The sequence below is a fragment of the Paenibacillus sp. MER 99-2 genome, assembly GCF_023714095.1.
Classification (GTDB): Bacteria; Bacillota; Bacilli; order Paenibacillales; family Paenibacillaceae; genus Paenibacillus.
This window is the reverse complement of the sequence record NZ_JAMAUZ010000006.1, coordinates 104,644-120,176: the sequence shown is the minus strand read 5'-3', so window position 1 is coordinate 120,176 and position 15,533 is coordinate 104,644. Positions and strand designations below refer to the sequence as shown.

Annotated in this window: 11 protein-coding genes; 3 read left to right on the top strand and 8 right to left on the bottom strand. The window is 46.4% G+C overall.

What is annotated here, in order from left to right; all coding sequences use genetic code 11:
- Window positions 1-89: 89 nt before the first annotated feature.
- The 7 genes from hemG to M3636_RS21980 all read right to left on the bottom strand — a co-directional run bounded on the left by hemG (window position 90) and on the right by M3636_RS21980 (window position 11,744).
- On the bottom strand, window positions 90-1,586 hold the full coding sequence (gene hemG / locus M3636_RS22010; protein ID WP_251384024.1) for a protoporphyrinogen oxidase: 1,497 nt from the start codon (window positions 1,584-1,586) through the stop codon (window positions 90-92).
- Between the two features lie 19 nt (window positions 1,587-1,605).
- Window positions 1,606-2,697, bottom strand: a complete 1,092-nt coding sequence (locus M3636_RS22005) for a TIGR04053 family radical SAM/SPASM domain-containing protein (RefSeq protein ID WP_251384115.1) — start codon at window positions 2,695-2,697, stop codon at window positions 1,606-1,608.
- 236 nt (window positions 2,698-2,933) lie between these two features.
- Entirely contained in the window at window positions 2,934-6,305 is a 3,372-nt protein-coding gene (locus M3636_RS22000) for a HEAT repeat domain-containing protein (RefSeq protein WP_251384023.1), read from the bottom strand.
- 258 nt (window positions 6,306-6,563) lie between these two features.
- Window positions 6,564-8,891: an ABC transporter permease gene (locus M3636_RS21995; protein WP_251384022.1), complete on the bottom strand. Its 2,328-nt coding sequence runs from the start codon at window positions 8,889-8,891 to the stop codon at window positions 6,564-6,566.
- Window positions 8,891-9,595, bottom strand: a complete 705-nt coding sequence (locus M3636_RS21990; RefSeq protein WP_251384021.1) for an ABC transporter ATP-binding protein — start codon at window positions 9,593-9,595, stop codon at window positions 8,891-8,893. Before M3636_RS21990 ends, M3636_RS21995 begins: the two co-directional genes overlap by 1 nt.
- 326 nt (window positions 9,596-9,921) lie before the next feature.
- The gene (locus M3636_RS21985; protein WP_251384020.1) at window positions 9,922-11,082 is read right to left on the bottom strand and encodes a uroporphyrinogen decarboxylase/cobalamine-independent methonine synthase family protein; all 1,161 of its coding nucleotides are present in this window, start codon (window positions 11,080-11,082) and stop codon (window positions 9,922-9,924) included.
- Window positions 11,083-11,174: 92 nt separating this feature from the next.
- The gene (locus tag M3636_RS21980) at window positions 11,175-11,744 is read right to left on the bottom strand and encodes an SF0329 family protein (protein ID WP_145410203.1); all 570 of its coding nucleotides are present in this window, start codon (window positions 11,742-11,744) and stop codon (window positions 11,175-11,177) included.
- Window positions 11,745-11,917: 173 nt separating this feature from the next.
- Here M3636_RS21980 and M3636_RS21975 point away from each other — a divergent pair, with 173 nt between their 5' ends.
- The 3 genes from M3636_RS21975 to M3636_RS21965 all read left to right on the top strand — a co-directional run bounded on the left by M3636_RS21975 (window position 11,918) and on the right by M3636_RS21965 (window position 14,352).
- A complete protein-coding gene (locus M3636_RS21975) occupies window positions 11,918-13,039 on the top strand; it encodes a C45 family autoproteolytic acyltransferase/hydrolase (protein ID WP_251384019.1) in 1,122 nt (373 codons plus the stop codon).
- A gap of 17 nt (window positions 13,040-13,056) precedes the next feature.
- Window positions 13,057-13,932 (top strand): AraC family transcriptional regulator, encoded by an 876-nt coding sequence (locus tag M3636_RS21970; RefSeq protein WP_251384018.1) that lies wholly within the window; start codon window positions 13,057-13,059, stop codon window positions 13,930-13,932.
- Between the two features lie 69 nt (window positions 13,933-14,001).
- Window positions 14,002-14,352 (top strand): YkvA family protein, encoded by a 351-nt coding sequence (locus M3636_RS21965; RefSeq protein WP_251384017.1) that lies wholly within the window; start codon window positions 14,002-14,004, stop codon window positions 14,350-14,352.
- Window positions 14,353-14,427: 75 nt separating this feature from the next.
- Here M3636_RS21965 and M3636_RS21960 read toward each other — a convergent pair whose 3' ends face one another.
- On the bottom strand, window positions 14,428-15,414 hold the full coding sequence (locus M3636_RS21960) for a tRNA dihydrouridine synthase (protein WP_251384016.1): 987 nt from the start codon (window positions 15,412-15,414) through the stop codon (window positions 14,428-14,430).
- Between the last annotated feature and the right edge of the window lie 119 nt (window positions 15,415-15,533).

Below are 15,533 nucleotides of genomic sequence, written 5' to 3'. Positions count from 1 at the left end.
CATCACTTTTAATGCTCTCTCTCAGCCAACAACAACACAAATAGCCGCCACTCCTGAGAGCCGCGACAATTTGGTTAAGAACCTAAAAACTACACACTCATATCTATTAATCTGGTTAACAACTTATTCGCCATAGCCTTACCTTGGGATATACAATCCGGAACTCCGATCCCACGGTATCCCCCACCGCCAAGGTACACACCTGGCATAACCGTTGCCAGAGCATCGTCCAGCTCCTGCATACGCTCCAGATGTCCCACCTTATATTGTGGCATTGCATCGGGGAGTCGGTTCACTTCCGTAAAGATTGGATCCGCAGATATGCCCATCATCTCTTCCAGTTCACGGCGTACATGGTGCACCAGCTTCTCATCTGAGAGCTGATCATCATTCTCCTGCCCGTATTTGCCCACATAAGCTCTTAACAGAATGTGACCCTCTGGAGCCGTATGTGCCCATTTGGAAGACGTCCAAGTACAGGCTGTTACCGTTCGCCCCTCTTTACGGGGAACAACGAAGCCCGATGCTTCCAAGGAGATGCCTACATCCTGCGCGCGATAAGCAAGTACAACATTCATCACGGATGCGTAGGGAATGGTTTGCAATAACTCGGATATAGACGGGTCGGGCAATAACCTAGCTGCTACATGGGCAGGAGTAGCGATTACCATCGCATCTGCATGAAGCTTCGTTCCATTATGCAAGTGAACAACATAACGCTCCCCTTCATGTGTGACACCTGATATTTCTGTATTCTTCATCATATTAATACTGGAGGATAACGACTTTTCGAGATGAGTCACGACTTCTTCCAACCCTCCACGGGCACTTAAAAACATGCTTTTCTTCACCGTACTTGTACTACCACTACCACGTCCAGTTTTACTTGTAGTTTTAATTGCCGTCTGGCTCGATTGGTTAGGTTGCTTCGGAACTCTGCTCTTTCGAACGCCAAGCATACCTACAATTAAGCTCCGATGCTTTTGTTCCGTTTCTTGCAGCATTGGAAAGGTAGCCTGCACACTTAGAGCATCTGCATTCCCTGCATAGATCCCAGCCAGCAGTGGCTCGGCAATCTGTTCCAGCACCTCATCTCCGAGTCGTCTACGAAGCAGTTGACCAAGAGACTCATCTGTTGCACTTGACCTTTTTGGCAAAACCAGATCGGCAGCTGCTCGCACCTTCCCCCGCACAGTTAACAACTTCGTTGTAATGAAAGGTTTCCACTTTGTCGGTACGCCAAGCATAAAGCCATCCGGGATGGGATGCAGCCGATTCCGATAAGCAATGTAACTGTGGGATATCCCAGGTCTTGTGCCAACGATGTCATCGCCGATGCCCAGCTCCTGCATAAGTTCAATAATTGATGTTTTCCGAGCAAGAAACGAGTCCGGCCCCCGTTCAATGACAAATCCATCCCTTTTCCCGGTATGCACATGTCCGCCGAGTCGATCACTTTTCTCCACCAACACGATCTCTGCTTCAATCGCGTGCACCCTGCACAACTGCTCTACATAATAAGCCGTACTGAGTCCCGTAATTCCGCCTCCAGCAATAACGATTTGCTTCCTGCGTTGTTTATCCATTTCACACTTCCCACCAGTATTATCTTTGTCGCAACGCAGACGGAATATAGGCACATGCAGAATCACTCGCCATATAGTCTCCCGTAAGCGCATACGCTCTTGCCCTTGATCCACCGCACATCGTTTTGAATTCACAGACACCACATTTGCCCTGTAATTGAGACTTGTCTCGCAACGTCTGCATTACTTGAGAATTCCTGTACACATCAATGAGCGCTTGCTCCTTCACATTGCCGCACACAACAGGCAGAAATCCGCTAGGATACACATCGCCAGTGTGACTGATAAATACAAATCCATCCCCATCATTCACACTTTGAGGTGCACGTCCCAGCATATCCACACGTTTCATAGAGCTACGCTCGGATCCCGCTGCCCCGCGACCCTGCATCATCACCCGCCGATAGTGCGGTGCCTCCGTCGATTTCACCCCGTATGGCATCTCTTGCGCAATGCGCACCATCCACTTCATGACCTCTTCATGCTCTTCTGGGCTAATCATATCCTTCTCTTGGGCTCTCCCTGTCGGGATCAGAAAAAATAAACTCCACAGAACCACGCCCATCTCCTTCACCTTGCGGCTAATCGCCTGCAAATCATGCAGGTTGTATCGGGAAACGGTGGTATTCACTTGAATCGGAATGTGAGCTTCTTGCAGATACTGGATGCCCTTCATCGTCATATCGTAAGAACCCTTCGTTCCGCGAAAATGGTCATGGATCTCCGCTGTCGAACCGTCCAGGCTGAATGCCCAGCGGGATAAACCTACTTCTTTCGCTTTCGTTATTGCAGCACGCGTCACCTTGGGTGTAGCACTTGGTGTCATGGAGACAGGAAGCTGCTTCTCCTTGATGGCATACTCTGCTAACTCAAATAAATCCGTTCGCATTAACGGATCACCACCCGTAAACACAAATAACGGCTGCTCTTCCATTGCCGCAATGTCATCGATCAATTTTTTCCCCTGTTCTGTTGTCAGCTGCCTTGGGTCTGCTCTATACTGGGCTTCCGCCCGGCAATGAAGACATTTCAGAGCACACGCTCGTGTGACCTCCCAGATCACAATGAACGGATATTTAGCATAATCTCGCGGTTTCATCTGAGGCTTCATCATCCATTCTCCTCCTCATACACATTCCATTAATTTTAAAGTAGCTGGAATAGCATGAAAGTGAGATGAATCACAATTATGTATTTGTCCTAGATCGCCTGCTCACTTGTATGAAAATAGATCAAAAAAAAAAACCGGACTCACCGCCGTATGGAGGTAAAGACCGATCTTTGATTATTTATATTCACGTAACTTCGAACTAAAGTTATAAACACTAGCGAATTCAGATCGTGTTTTTATTCAACAACAGTCCACAAATTTAATGCCATCATGCGGATGATCTCATGATCATGATTCCGATAAGCCCTTAACCGATCGGCAGAAGCCTCGTTCCATAATAAAGCCTTTCCGGCAATCTTCAACAGCGAAAGACCAATATATGAGGAAGCGAGCTGCGGCTGAGCATTCAATCGATCCACGAGTTCAAGCAGCCCCTCCGGTTTCCAGTAACCTTTGCTGTCATTGACGACTCGTGCAACCTGATGGTATGCATAGTCCAACAAATAAGGCTGTCCATCCACCATCGCAATAACAGTATTCAAACTAGCGACTGCTCCGTCAGTATTGCTCCAATCCGTCATAGCTAGTTGCAACTTAATCACAGAAGGTTTCATCGTATCTTGAGACTGGAGACATTCAATTAAGCCTTCATATAAAGGAACAAGTAACCGCCTAACAGGGCGAGGCAATGAGGCAAGTTTATCAATTAAGGCGAGCAAACGCTGCCGGTGTGGCAGATCACGCTCGGTTCCGGCATTCCAATCAGCGGTCGTTTCAGTATCAGCTAATTGTCTGCACACGGCGATGACCTGTTCATTCGTTTGGCCATCATGACAAGTTGAAACTAGTGTATCAAGCGCTGCTCCCCAACGTGAGCTATCCTGGAGATCACCGAGTGCTCTGCTCGCGCAGGTCGCAATAACCTCTTCGTTCCCGTTCACCCACCGGGTCATTGCCCGAAAAGCTTCTTTCGCAACAGTCGAATCCGTGTGATCTGCAATCTCTGTAATCCATTGCAGATATCGCGGACGCGCCTCCACAGGAAGATCCCCTGGTTGCTGGTTCAGTAGGCTCCGTGCGATGTCCCGCTGTGGGGACGAAGCCATTGTGCTCATCATCGCCCAGCTCCGTTCATCGTCAAGACATTGCCTTGCCGCATGACCTATAGCAATAATCACGTCTTTGTGCGTATTCGGTTTCTCGTATTCTCGAACGAGCAGAGACATGCTATCACTCGTTTTATAAGCGCCCAGAAGTCGAATCGCTTCTTTTCTAACCGTAACTTTCAGTTTCTCCCGATCTAGCAGCTCTGAGAGAATGGATGTTAGCAAAAACGGACTTACCCTACGCGCGCATCTAGGAATCGAATACATCGCAACACGTGCCCGGTCTCCCTCTAGGTTGTCTAACAAAACAGGGAGTGCCTTCTCCGGCTCTTCCCATAACGAAAACGCATGAAGCGCTGCTTCAACGACGTGTACTTCCTTATCCTGCAACAGGACTTCCAGTTGATCCGAAGCATAGTCGGGCATACTCGCAAGAGTTCTCATCGCCGATGCACGCTCATGGAAGCTGCGTTTAGCATCTAATGCGACTCGTTCAAGCAAGGTAGCAAGAGCTTTTTGCTGACGTGGCAGCCAACGATAAAATCCATTATAGGCTGGCACAAGATAGATCGTTTTGCCTGATAGATGTTTTCCTTTAATAACTTTTCCTGAGATAAACGGGTCTAGCCACTCTTGTCGTTTCAAATGCAGATGGTTGAATACCTCATAGAATGAAATGAAGGACGGATCTCTGTCGAGCAGCTCTCTGACTCTCTCATCTCGCGTTTTATAAGGAGCTAGCCAGTGCCGCACAGCCTGTGCAGGAGACTTTTGAGTTTTGACCAATTGCTCTAACAAGTGTTGGAGCTTCGGCAGTCGCTCTACAGCTTTACCGAATGCATCTGCCATCCGCAGAACTACATGGTCATTTTCACGTTTGTTAGCTTCCGTGGCAAAAGCATAAATCTCATCAAACAAAATTTCAAGTGCATGACTGGGTATGCTATCCCAATCTTTGGCGAACAATACAAACTGCCCATCACGCATAACCATTCTCTCAAATGTTCGCAAAGCGAATCTAAATAGCTTGCTCTCCGGCTCCAGTGCATGCTCCCTCAGTAAGTCAAAAGCCAATCTTTCCGTTACGTTCTTCGTCCCATATGAGGTATCTCGTGCTTCAACCACACTATCTATCAACACGGTTAGATCCTCTATATGCTCCTCCTTGAACATGTGCGCGGGACTATTCGACAGTTCTGATATAGCTGCAAATCGAACCGGATCTTGGTCGTTTTTGATTCGGGTCAAGAAATGAAGTGTATCGTCCATACCGCGCCGAGATAGAATTGTGCTCTGAATCAACCGCCTATAAGCTAGAGCACGCTCATCCGCATTAGATACTTGAACTGATCCCTCTAGATCCGCTCTCGTATGTCCAATCAAACGCCTTGTTGTAATTTCAAACGTCTGATACTGATCATCGCGAATCTCCCGAAGCTCCAGCATACGCGAAGCTTCCTTATCCCGTAATTGATGTGGCAACACATCTAACAACGAGGTAGGAAATAAACGTGTTCTACGTTCAGCTTCTGGGTATGCGGCATCAAACATCGCTTGACGAGATGATGGGGCGAGTGCATCCAGCACCTTGGCAACATGCTGGGGTTGATCTGCAAGCAAGGTGACAAATGTTGTCCATTGGGCTGTTGTAAACCATCTTCTTTTCTTCAAAATACCTGCGGGCACCCCATAACTCAAAAGATCCCCTCGTGACTCTTCTCTTGTCAGCATTTCGAACACACCCTCCGGATTAGCCTGGATAAGAATGCCTAATTGCCGCCAAAGGACAGGATGAATCTCTTCCTTCGGTCCATATTTCAGAGCGCAATCTATTACGATAGCCGGTCTTGTAATACTAAGCTTCTCAACAGCGGAAGAGAGCTTCGACCATACATTTCCCTTCTCCCGATGTGTAGCCTTCTCCAGCTCATTCTCCAAATATTCTGCAACCAGATCCGGGAAACGTCTCGTTAACTTTCGCCAATTATGTACCGCATAACCTAAGTCAGAGAGCCGGCTACGAACCGTCTCCTCGCTACATACAGATAATAATACCGCAGCCTCGTGCGCTCCCCAGCGGGTAAGCACAACGGGCAACAATCGCTCTGCCCAATCCGGTCTACCGATGTTCACAATGCTCTGCAGCAAATGGCGACGGCAATGGTAGGACATCGTTGTGATCTCGGATTCAATGGCATACCCAGGATCGGTGATGAGCTCTGGCAACAATCTAGCCGCCCGCCCTCTGACCCCTGCCTTAGGATGCTGCATAGCGAACACTACAGCCTGTTCATCCTTAGCAACTTGAGCCCCAGTCAGTGCCAAATGTGCCTCGTACGCGGTGCCGCTCTCCAGCAAGCTTATTAGTAACGCCGAATAGCCTTTATCTTCTCGGTGCACACGCGCGAGCAGCGCCATTTGTTTCATCCTATTGGAATATCCTAGTGTGTCTAGCTCCTTCAGGAGCTGTTCTTGGTTTAGTGGTGTTGGATTAAGTGTCATTGGTTCTGCTCTCCCTTCATCTCATTTAACCGTCTGAGCATTCTTACAGAGATATCTCCTGTTTAACTCCACAGGATACAAAATCTCTCAAATCGTCATAATCATTAATACGCTTAACACTAGCTAAAGGTTTTGCAAAAAAATCCCACCATTCATTATCGTAGAGATTTTGGCGTCTTCTACTGTGATTATGGTGGGTGCATATCACACTAACTTCTATTTGTTTTGCCACTCTATTTCCAGCATCCATTCGATTTGCTACTCTACGCTTTTTAGCGACTCCGTCATATGAATATTGGCAATGTTCCTTCTTAATAGCAGGTTGGACAGCATGGTTAACAAGAACGCCAGCAGGACGGAGATCAGCAATCCCGTCACATTTATTTGATCTGGGATTTGTTGATGGGTACTAGATAATGCCTTAATCACCATCGCAAAAAAGTAAATGCCTAAAGGTACCGCAACAATAGCTGCCAAGCCGGTTAATATGATGTTTTCCTTAAAAATAAGACTGTTGATTTTACCTATGGGATAACCCAGAACCTTGAGCGTAGCAAGCTCTCTATTCCGTTCATGAATGTTAATGGAAGAGATCGTGTAGACGGCTCCCAAGGAGAGAATTACCGCACTAATGATAAACATCACGAACATAAATTGATTCTGGTTCAGAATATATTTGGCCGATTCCTGAATTTCCTGCTTATCCGTAAGGGAGTTCACACGTTGATCCTGTTCAAAAAAATGGCGTATGCTTGTTAACTCCGTATCATCATTAGCTTTAATTAACATCGAGGTTGGACGGTTATCGACCTTAAAGCTCTCCAAATAGGTTGGCGTGATATAAAAGGATGGGTGATTAAACTGGTTCGCAATCTGGGTAACCTCCATCGTCACGGATTGGTTCCGTAGCTCCGGCTGCGTGAAGCGCAGTTGAATGAAGTCGCCTTCTACGATGTTATAATGATCCGCATAGGATTTCGGTACAATCACGCCATCATCCCCCATAGCGATTGGTTGATCTGCCTGATCAAACAATTGAATGAGGCTGTTTTCTTTTTCCATCACGACCATCGTGGCATTCTCTCTGTTATTCCCCTCTACGAGCTCCACAGGTAGGGTAGAAATGAAGTGATGGCTTTGAATACCTGAGGGCAGGTCGATTGCCTCAAGCGCAGTACCTATTTTGTAATCTACTCTCAGATCATAGGTATACACATTCTCAATCTGGTTGGCTATTTTCAGCAATGACGCTTGGGTACCTACGGCAATGATCAGCAATACCATGCTCACCATCGTTCCAATGGAGCTTGCCACTGCCTTCTTTTTGTTCAGAAATAGGTTTCGTAAAATGATTTTGTGGCTGAAGGAAATCCGCTTCCACATTCCCGGAATTCGTTCGATCAGTAGGTTCTTCATGTTGCGGGGTGGCTTCGGACGCATGGCATGAGCTGCACGCTCGTTAAGTATCGTTCTACCACTCCAATAGACGGACAAGAGTCCAAAGCTACTAGAGAACAACAGCGGCGGCAGAACCGACCATGGGGAGAGCGAAAATGTAATGCCAGGCAACGAATATGACTTGGCGCTAGATGCTGTGACTAATGGGATAAACACGTATTTGGCTACAATGCAGCCTACGAGGGACCCGATTATACTAACCAGCAGAGCATATCCCATGTAATGAAACATAATCCAGCTATTCTTAATCCCCAGAGCCTTCATGATGCCGATCTGATTGCGCTGTGAATCAATTGTTCTGGACATGGTTAGAAATAAAATGATCGCTGAGATCAAAAAGAGAATGAGCGGAATGACTTTACTCATCATGCCGTTGTTATAGATGGTCTGCTGGATCTGGGCATATCCGAATGACCGCTCTTTGCTCGTTTGCCCTAGATATGAAAGGTCTGCGGATTGTGCTTCCATGGTCTTCGCAATTAAATCCACATCATGCCCTTCCTTGGTATCAATGAGCAATTCATTGTAATATAGACTGCCTGCAATCTTCGGAATCGAATCTTGGGCAACATAGGCTATGGCATAGGTTTTGTGGTCTTGCGTAGCATTTTTCTTCACATATTCTACATTCTCAATCAGTCCGCTGATCTCAAACGCCACTTCTCTTCCATTCGTGCTCAAACGAATCGAATCACCAACCTGATACGAATGTTCCTCGGCATAATGCGAGTCCACCATGATCTCAGCAGGTTGGGAAGGAAGACGACCCTCTATGATCATCGGTCTATTGATCTGATTGTTGGGCGGCAGTGAATGGATAGTGAATGCCGCTGTATAACCATCGAAGTATTGTAATGCATCCGTTGTATAACGCGCTTCAATACGTTCAACTCCGTCAACCTTAGCGAATTGTGCTACATCTTCTACAGCCACATGGTCATAATACACATTCAGATCACTTAAGTTATATGTTGCAAAATAATCCTTGGTGTACTCACGCTGCTTCTGGCTATAGCTACTTAATCCCGCATAGAAGAAGGCGCCTACAGCGATGACCAACACTAACGCCATACATTGGACAACCGATTGTTTCAAGTCCCTGAACAGCTTCACGACTAATTTCTTCATCACCATTCAATTCCTTCGATGCTTTGTTTGTTATCATTAATTGTGATCGATTCGATGCCACCACTTTTGACCTTAATGATCTTGTCGGCGATTGGAGCGATTGCGGCGTTATGGGTGACCAGCACGACACATGTGTTGTGATCCCGATTCACTTCTTGAAGAAGCTTCAACACAGCCTTGCCGGTGACGTAGTCCAAAGCGCCCGTTGGTTCATCACATAGAAGAAGCATCGGATTCTTGGCGAGCGCTCGTGCAATAGCAACCCTTTGCTGCTCCCCACCAGAGAGCTGAGATGGAAAGTTGTGCAGACGATGCGACAGTCCCACCTGGTTCAGTACAGCTTCCGCGTCGAGATGATCCCTGCATACTTCCGTGGCAAACTCTACATTTTCCAATGCATTCAGATTCGGGATCAGATTATAAAACTGAAATACAAAACCAACATTCTCCCCGCGATGAGCGGTTAATTTTTTTTCGTTCCATTTCGTAATATCCTGATTGCCGATGATAACCTGACCTGACGTAGCCGTATCCATGCCACCAAGGATGTTCAAAATTGTGCTTTTCCCCGCACCACTTGCTCCCAAAATAACGACCAGCTCGCCCTCGGCTATCGTAAAATTCACATCGTCCAGCGCCTTGATTCGCACTTCACCAATCTGATATTCCTTCGAAACCTGTTTGAATTCAATCAGTGTTCCCACAAACTACAACTCCTTCCGTGTTATATGCCGCATATAAAGAGTTAGGCCCTGAATATGAAGCCCATATCCCCTTTTATTCACTTCAATTCCATCATACCTCTTGGTAAAATAACGACCTCCTGCAAGCGATGGATCGTAACCTCCGCCTCAAGAAGGAATTCAGTGGCAGGATATAAGCTTGAACTTCGCATACCAAATAAAAAAAAGATGACTCGCGATCCACTGCTGGATTCTGCAAGCCATCTCTATAAACTTCATGTATCGCTATTCGGATCCGGAGATTGCGACTGCGACGAATGAAGTATTGCTATTTTTCCAAAACGTTATTAGCTGCCCCAATATTGCTTGGCAATCCGTTGACCTTGATCAATCTTCGCCCATTGCTCGGATTCGCTCAGCTCGTTACCACCGTCGCAGGATGCAAATCCGCATTGGTGGGACAATAGCAGACGATCTTTATCAATAATTTTGGATGCTTCGTCCAGCAGGCGGATTACGCGATCTTCATCATCAAGTGTGCTTGTTTTGGAAGACAACAGACCCAGTACAATTTCCGTTTCAGGTCTGTCCTTGAATACTTCCAGTGCTTCAATCGAACCTGCACGATCGTCATCCCACTCTAGGAAGAAGCGATCATACTTCAACTGCTTCAGGAACAGATTCGCGATTTTTGCGTATGATCCCCCACCCATGTTGCGGGAATCATAGTTACCGCGGCAGTTATGTGTCCACATTTTCAAGCCAAGACTATGACCGAAGTCGATTACGGTGTTGTTAATATCAATGAATTCCGTAGCAAGACCCTGTACTTCCTCTTGATTGATATGCTCCCCAGTAAACGGAGAGTTCGGGTTGTCGTCTGCAAACAGCTCCCACAAGCAATCATCGAATTGCAGGATTTTGCCGCCAGCCGCAGCGAATTCTGTTACGAATTCTTTATAGGCTTTTACAAGCCCTGCTTTGAGCTCCTGAATGTTCTGGTACACCGCGTCTGTGCCGCCAATGTTATCCGACCAGGACAGCTCACCGAAGATATGGGAAGGTGATGGTACGCAAAGCTTCGTTTGCTGATCTCCTGCCGTGTCTTGCAGCTGTTTGAACAGTTGAATGAAATGGTGATCCTTACCGCTCAGTTCGCCAGTAATGCGAAGCCCAATGTCTTTGCGTGTTTCATATTTCGAAGTGCCGTCCACGTCTCTGAAAAAGTATCCATGATCCGCGATATAACGCTCCACTCCACCGAAGCCCCACACAAAATCCAGATGCCACATGGACTTGGAGAATTCACCGTCTGTAATAATCGACAGGTTATGCTCAATTTCTTTCTTGACCACCTGCTCGATTGCTTTGGTTTCGCACTGTGCATATCCTTTAAAATGGTTATAGAACGGATACTGGATATCATCACGGTGTTCAATTTGCGTTTTATATTCTAGCAGCTCATCCGGCCGCAATAAACTTCCTACGATCTGGAACTTATCAGTCATGTAAATAACCCCCTCGTTGTATACGAGTATCATATCACGATAGAGGCAGTTAGAAGAGATACTTAAAAACCATAACTAGTTATAGCTAAAAGCTATAACGAACTACGCCGTAACTCATAAAAATACTGCACAGCGGAATGCTTAGACTTCACCTTCTCGGACATGTTCAATATTCGCTTCTTACCCACACGCCTGTCCACCAGAGCCAGAATATTCAACAGAATATCATCGCTCTCCAGGCTTACCTCTATCGAAGTCGTCAAAAACGTATTCGCCACCACATTAAAATTGGATTTACTTAGAGCAGTCTGTGCGGACAAGATCTCTTTCGCTACGGCTGTGCTTTTCTTACTTTTTGCCATAACGGGGAGACGATCCTCAGGCACGTTTCCTTTGGTCGCTTTTCTAACCTCTTCAATATCTTCATCACTGACCGGAATCTCAATCTGCGGATCATTCTTGATCTCCTGATCTGACTGGTACCAGCGGATCGGGGTCGTCTTATCCATCATATTAAGAATGTTCTTCTTATCTACAACAAGATAACTAAGTCCAGCCTTATCCGGTGAATACCGGTAACTGGTTGATCCATATTCAACTCTTCCAACTAACGCAGGACAGAGGAAACTCTCCAATTGTTGCTTCAATTTACTCCAGGACATAATTCCTCCTATGTTGATCCATTTGATAGATGCTGCACACCATGTTCACGAAATGCATTTTAAGACATCCATTCCACTCTTCATCTTACTTTACTATAACTCAAAAAACAGCACAAAATATCATGCACCCCTCATCTCCCTGCCGTAAACTTTGGAAAAAAGGAGGTTTCGAGATGTTAACACTTCCCGTTCACACATTAGAATTACAAGGTACAAACTACGAGATTGGCTATAGATTAGGTACACTCATTTCTGAAAATAGAGCACAACAACTCGCGTATACACGCACACTTGACGGCTTTGGAGAGAACGAATATCGCGAAGCGATCCATCTCTTCAATGAATGGTGCCCAGGCATAACGGAAGAAATTGCTGGATTTGCAGAGGCCTTACACGTACATGCCAAACAAATTGCTTATTATGCCTTATCGTACTTACTCCCGCGATGCAGCCAGATTGCCCTGCTACCCTCAATGACAGCACAGAACAAACCTTTACTTGCTCGCAACTATGAATTCAATCATCAGATGGAGGATTTTGCTCTTGTTAGAACCTCTGTTACAGGAAAATACACACACATGGGTACGAGTACGATGAGCTTTGGACGTGACGATGGTTTTAATGAGCATGGACTTGCGGTAACGATGAGTGCTTGCGGTTTTCCCGTTGGGGCTGTGCCCTTCATGCGAGCACCTAAGCTTAAAGGATTACATTTCTGGGCAGCCATTCGAGCGGTACTGGAACATTGCACCAATGTTCCAGAAGCGCTGCTCTATCTCAAAGACATGCCAATTGCCTGTAATGTCAATATCATGCTGCTTGATCAATCCGGTAACGCCGCTTTATTCGAAACGATGGATGGCAGCCAAGCTACGAAGCACATTGCCCCGGCCTCGCAAGAGCAGTTTCTCTGGGCGACCAATCATCCTGTTCTTCCGGAACTCATTCATTATGAGCCACAGGCTGCGATTCATTCTTTGCGACGAGCGGAATGGATTGTTTCCCAACTGGAGGGATCGACGGATGTAACACTAGAACAGCTCAAGGACATGTTACTGTCGAGCTACCCCAACGGGCTGTGTTGTCATTATTTTGAGGACTTTTTCGGCACAACCAAAAGCATGCTGTTCTCCCCCGCAGAAGGTATAATAGAGTTATGTTGGGGCGGTAGAGCCGCCAACGGCTGGTACACATACGATATCAGACAACCCCTGCCGGAAACATCGACTACGATTCAGATTAGCTTGGAGAGAGCGAACCCGGCGATGTTCGGATACCAATCCTTGCACCGTTGATCATGGAGGGATTCCTATTGGACTACCGACCAGCATTAGAGCAGGCAATCATCTATATCGAAGATAGACTTGGTGAAGCCATCAAAGTGGAGGAGGTTGCGCGGGCAGCAGGGTACTCCTACTACCATTTGAACCGCCAATTCAGCGCGATATTGGGAGAAAGCATTGGCAGTTATATTAAGAAACGGCGATTAGCAAGTGCAGCTAAAGCTTTACTTTATACGAACAAAAAGGTTATTGAGATTGCGCTGGAAAATGGGTTTGAATCGTCCGAGTCGTTTAGCCGTGCGTTTAAATTCAACTATAAGATCAGCCCACAGGAATACCGCATTAATCGCTTAGATATCTTTATTGCTTCCAAGTCGAAATTGCACACGAATGTTCTGGATCATCTGACGCTCAACGTCACCATACAGCCCACCATTGTTCTGTTCCCCGAGACGAAGATCGCCGGAATACGTGGACACACCACCCTTAAGGATAATAAGCTAGCCGCCTTGTGGCAGGAGTTCAACCACATCGCTACTCAGATCCCCCACCGTTCCATTCCTGGACGAGGATTTGGCATCTGCGAGGCGTGTCATGAGAACAGTTTGTACGAGATGAGTCATGAGGTTTTATTCACAGAGGTTGCTGGCGTGGAGGTTGAGTCTTTTGCTGGGCTGCCTGAACCATTCGTGCAAAAGATACTTCCAGCAGGACGTTACGCGGTATTCACTCACACAGGCTCACTGCGCGCGCTTCCGCAGACCTTCCAGTATATCTGGGGAACATGGCTGCTGAATACAAAAGAGGAAATGGACGATCGAGAGGATTTTGAATTATACGATCACCGTTATTTGGGATATGACCACCCTAATTCCAAGATCGATCTATACATTCCGCTTAAATAAGGTAAACAGGATGTACATATATAGAGGGGGACTATCACCATATTACAGAAACTAAAACAAGCTGCGAGATTGCTTAAGTCCAATTTGCTCATATTGTATCTATCCTACCGTGATCCTAGAGTAAATTGGTTTGCTAAGCTGTTTACATTGTGTGTTGTAGCTTATGCCTTCAGCCCCATCGATCTTATCCCAGACTTTATACCGATTCTCGGCTATGTGGATGACCTCATTATCGTTCCAATAGGCATCGTTCTCGCTCTGAAAATGATACCTCAGGTGGTCATTGAAGAGAACAAACCCAAAGCACAGGAGATGTTAAGCAAACCTAGAAACTGGTACACGGCTACGTTGTTCATTATCGTATGGGTTCTCCTTGCTGCTTGGCTTAGTGTGTACGTGTATAATCGTTTTTTCAGTTGATGAAAAAAAGCTAAACTGCTTCTCCGACATGAAGTCAGAAGAATTGCGGTTTAGCTTTACTTTTTTCCATATATGTTACGACTCTTCAACCCTATCCTGACTTTTGCTTACAAACTCATCGAGCAGCGTCCGCACGACGCTTGTTGATTTTGCATTCATTAAGTCATTGCGAAGCTCACTTGCGCCTCGGAATCCACGAACGTAGATTTTGAAGAAACGTGTAAGCGCACTGAATGAACGTGGCTCTTGTGCTGAATATTGATCATGGAGATCCAGGTGCAACCTTAGCAGATTAAGCAATTCCTCACTACTATGTTCCTTAGGCTGCTTCTCAAAGGCAAATGGATTCTGAAAAATCCCCCGCCCAATCATAATGCCATCCACACCATATTGTTCAGCGAGCTTCAAGCCAGTCTCACGATCAGGAATATCGCCATTAATCGTCAGAAGTGTATGTGGCGCGATCTCATCGCGAAGCTTCTTAATCTCAGGGATCAGCTCCCAGTGCGCCTCAACTTTGCTCATTTCCTCTCTAGTCCGCAGATGAATGGACAGGTTTACAATATCCTGCTGCAAAATATGAGTTAACCAGTCGCGCCATTCGTCTACTTCTGTGAACCCGAGCCTTGTTTTCACACTGACAGGCAATCCCCCGGCTTTCGCAGCTTGGATGATCTCCGCAGCGATTGCGGGACGGCAGATCAGGCCGCTCCCTTTCCCATTCTCTGCAACATTGGCTACAGGACAACCCATATTAATGTCGATGCCTTTGAAGCCTTCTTTTGCCATACCGATACTCATCTCACGAAAGAATTCCGGTTTATCTCCCCAGATATGAGCCACAATAGGCTGTTCGTCCGCTGTAAACGTCAAACGTCCACGCACACTTTTGTTCCCCTCTGGGTGACAGTAGCTCTCCGTGTTCGCAAATTCCGTAAAAAACACATCTGGTCTCCCCGCTTCACTCACGACATGACGAAACACAACATCCGTCACATCCTCCATCGGTGCCAGTATAAAAAATGGTCGTGGTAACTCACGCCAAAAATTGTCTTTCGTCATATCCAAAACCTCTCTATGCGTACTAGGGAAACTCTTTATCCCGAAATGATAAACCATCTGTAAACCGATTATATCACACCCCCGAGAGAAGCATACTTCTTCTCCATGAATGATAAGAA

Excerpts from the sequence above, each read along its gene's own strand:
- M3636_RS21985 (WP_251384020.1), bottom strand. The coding sequence starts at position 11,082 with ATGACTGATAAGTTCCAGATCGTAGGAAGTTTATTGCGGCCGGATGAG.
- M3636_RS21980 (WP_145410203.1), bottom strand. The coding sequence starts at position 11,744 with ATGTCCTGGAGTAAATTGAAGCAACAATTGGAGAGTTTCCTCTGTCCT.
- hemG (WP_251384024.1), bottom strand. The coding sequence starts at position 1,586 with ATGGATAAACAACGCAGGAAGCAAATCGTTATTGCTGGAGGCGGAATT.
- M3636_RS22005 (WP_251384115.1), bottom strand. The coding sequence starts at position 2,697 with ATGAAGCCTCAGATGAAACCGCGAGATTATGCTAAATATCCGTTCATT.
- M3636_RS22000 (WP_251384023.1), bottom strand. The coding sequence starts at position 6,305 with ATGACACTTAATCCAACACCACTAAACCAAGAACAGCTCCTGAAGGAG.
- M3636_RS21975 (WP_251384019.1), top strand. The coding sequence starts at position 11,918 with ATGTTAACACTTCCCGTTCACACATTAGAATTACAAGGTACAAACTAC.
- M3636_RS21995 (WP_251384022.1), bottom strand. The coding sequence starts at position 8,891 with ATGAAGAAATTAGTCGTGAAGCTGTTCAGGGACTTGAAACAATCGGTT.
- M3636_RS21960 (WP_251384016.1), bottom strand. The coding sequence starts at position 15,414 with ATGACGAAAGACAATTTTTGGCGTGAGTTACCACGACCATTTTTTATA.